Annotated in this window: 2 protein-coding genes and 1 pseudogene; 1 reads left to right on the top strand and 2 read right to left on the bottom strand. The window is 64.9% G+C overall.

Going from position 1 to position 2,934, the window contains the following annotated elements:
- Together AADJ04_RS17820 and AADJ04_RS17815 are read right to left on the bottom strand one after the other, a co-directional pair.
- Positions 1–368, bottom strand: a pseudogene (locus AADJ04_RS17820) (branched-chain amino acid ABC transporter permease); the annotation flags it as partial.
- A 111-nt stretch (positions 369–479) separates the two neighbouring features.
- Positions 480–1,697: an ABC transporter substrate-binding protein gene (locus tag AADJ04_RS17815; RefSeq protein WP_082758734.1), complete on the bottom strand. Its 1,218-nt coding sequence runs from the start codon at positions 1,695–1,697 to the stop codon at positions 480–482.
- Between the two features lie 251 nt (positions 1,698–1,948).
- Between AADJ04_RS17815 and AADJ04_RS17810 the strand changes: the two genes are divergently transcribed.
- Entirely contained in the window at positions 1,949–2,851 is a 903-nt protein-coding gene (locus AADJ04_RS17810) for an alpha/beta hydrolase (protein WP_066694955.1), read from the top strand.
- The last annotated feature ends 83 nt before the right edge of the window (positions 2,852–2,934 follow it).

Raw genomic sequence — 2,934 nt, 5'->3', positions numbered from 1 at the left:
GAAGCCATCACCGGCGAGGGGCCCCAGATCATCTTGACCGCATCGTCCGCCACCAGGATGACGCCAAACGTGGCCAGCACCTGCGCCAGGTGGTCGCGCCCGTACAGGCGGCGCATGAGCGTGACTTCCAGCAGCGCCGCCACTGCGGCCGTCACCACCACCGCCACCCCCACCGCCAACGCAAACGAGCCCGACTGCACATGCACCTGCGCAGCCACATACGCCCCCACCATGAACAGTGAGCCGTGCGACAGGTTCAGCACGTCCATCACGCCGAAGACCAGGGTCAGGCCGGCGGCAATCAGGAACAGCATGAGCCCGTAGCCCGCACCGTTGAGCAGTTGCTCAAAAACAAGAATGGCGTTCATGGCAAGGCGGCGGTGCGCGAAAAGGAAGGCACGTCCATGCAAAGGTCGCGGCGCTGGGTCATAGAGAAAGGCGGGGCGGGCGAGACAGGCTTACTTGATTCAGGGCCAAGCTCACTTCAGCTTGCACTGCGCGGCGTACGCGTCGCCGTAGTTCTCCAGGACAGTGCGGATGGTCTTGTTGGTCACGCGGCCTTCGGCGTTTTTGCCGATGCTGCGCAGGTAAAAGTTCTGCACCGGAAAGTGGTTGTTGGCGTAGCGGAAATTGCCGCGCACCGACGGGAACTGCGCCTTGGCAATGGCCTTGGTCAGCGCTTCCTTGTCGCTGACCTTGCCGCCTGTGGCTTTCACGGCAGCGTCCATGGCCATGATCACGTCATAGGCCTGGGCGGCGTACAGCGAGGGGTAGCGGCCACCGTATTCCTTGCGGAAGGCGGCCACGAAGGCCTTGTTGGCAGCGTTGTCCAGGTCGTGCGCCCAGTGGGTGGTGTTGAACAGGCCCAGCATGGGCTCGCCCACGGCACCAATCACGTCTTCATCCGACGAAAAACCGCTGGTGACCAGGGTGATGTCTTTGGACAGACCCGCCCCTACGAACTGCTTGATGAAGTTGATGCCCATGGCGCCGGGCAGGAAGAAATACACGGCATCGGGCTTGGCAGCGCGCAGCTGGGCCAGCTCGGTCGCGTAGTCGATCTGCCCCACCTTGGTGTAGATCTCGTCGGCCACCTGGCCCTTGAACTTGCGCTTGAAGCCGGTGAGCGAATCCTTGCCCGCGGGGTAGTTGGGGGCGATCAGCACCATGCGGCCAAATTTCTGGTCGGCAGCAAACTGGCCAGCGGCCTCGTGGAACTGGTCGTTCTGGTAAGCCGTGCCAAAAAAGTAGGGGTTGCACTGTGCGCCGGCCAGCTGGCTGGGGCCCGCGTTGTTCGACAGGTAGGGCACCTTGGCGGCAAACAGCGTGGGCGCCACGGCCAGCGCCACGTTGCTGGCGATGGGGCCGGTGAACAGGTCGATCTTTTCGCGCTGCACAAAGCGGTCTACCAGCTGCTTGGCCTGGTCGGGGCTGCCAGCCATGTCGGTCTGCACAAACTCTGCGGGCTGGCCGCCCAGCTTGCTGCCCAGTTGCTTGATGGCCAGCGCAAACCCATCGCGTGCCTCGGCGCCGGGGCCGGCAAACGGGCCCGACACGTCCAGCGCCACCCCCACCTTGATCGGCGAGCCCTGGGCATGGGCGGGGGCGCTGGCAAATGCAGCCAGCGTGGCCCAGGCCGTCAGGTGCGCCGTGCGGCGCAGCGTTGCAACGCAGAGAGAGCGGAAAAGGGGTGCCATCTTCAGGTCCTATCGGGAGAATGTGAAACGTGAGCGAGACGCGAATGCTACAGCCCTCCAAGAACCTGACTGGGCGCAGCAACCTGCCGAAATGCGGGGGGCGGGGCATGGGGCGAGAAGCCAGGCCGGGCGGCACGCCGACAGACTCCTAGGTGACAGCCGCCCCGCCCGGCCTTGCGGCGGTGCGCCGTAACATTGGCGCAACCCCATATCACCCGCGCCACGCAGCAGTGCACCGAGTTTTTCGCCCCATGTACCAGCCCATCCACCCTCTGCGCAGCAGCACCCTGCCCCTGCGCCGCCTCACCTACCACGTGAACCATTGGGGCCCCGAGCAAAGCCCCCTGCCCCCGCTGGTGCTGCTGCATGGCTGGATGGACGTGGGCGCCTCGTACCAGTTCACGGTGGATGCGCTGCGCCAGCAGCGGCGCATTCTGGCGCCCGACTGGCGCGGCTTTGGGCAGACCAGCACGCCGCAGGCCGACCACTATGTGTTTGCCGACTACCTGGCAGACCTGGACATGCTGCTCGACCATTACGCCCCCGGCCAGGCCGTGGACCTGGTGGGCCACAGCATGGGCGGCAACGTGGCCATGATGTACGCCGGTGTGCGGCCCGAGCGCATTCGCCGTCTGGTCAACCTGGAAGGCTTTGGCATGCCCGCCACCCGCCCGGCGCAGGCGCCCACGCGGTACGCCCAGTGGATCGATGAGATCAAGCAACTGCACCAGGGCGAAAAAACCCTGAACACTTACGACGACGCCAGCGGGGTGGCCCGCCGCCTCATGAAGACCAACCCCCGCCTCTCGCAAGACAAGGCTGATTGGCTGGCACAGCACTGGGCGCGGCCCAATGCCCAGGGCCGGTGGGAAATCCTGGGCGACCCGGCCCACAAGGTGACCAGCGCCCAACTGTTTCGCGTGGACGAGACGCTGGCCCTGTATGCCCGCATCACCGCCCCGGTGCTGGCGGTGGAGGCCAGCGACGACAGCCTGGGCCAGTGGTGGAAAGAGCGCTACAGCCTGGACGAATACCACGAGCGCCTTACCCATGTGCCCAACTGCCGCGTGGCCGTGGTGCAGGACGCGGGCCACATGCTGCACCACGACCAGCCCGAGGCCGTGGCCAGGCTGATAGAAGAGTTTCTGGACTGAGGCATGCCTGCGATATTGAGGGGAAAATGGCTCTTCTAGCGAATGCTAGTGTGGTGTCTCAAAAATAGATAGAACTATTTTGA

It is taken from the genome of uncultured Acidovorax sp., assembly GCF_964021665.1.
Lineage (GTDB): Bacteria > Pseudomonadota > Gammaproteobacteria > Burkholderiales > Burkholderiaceae_C > Acidovorax > Acidovorax temperans.
Note: the sequence above shows the minus strand (reverse complement) of the source record. Positions and strands in the feature narration are given on the sequence as shown.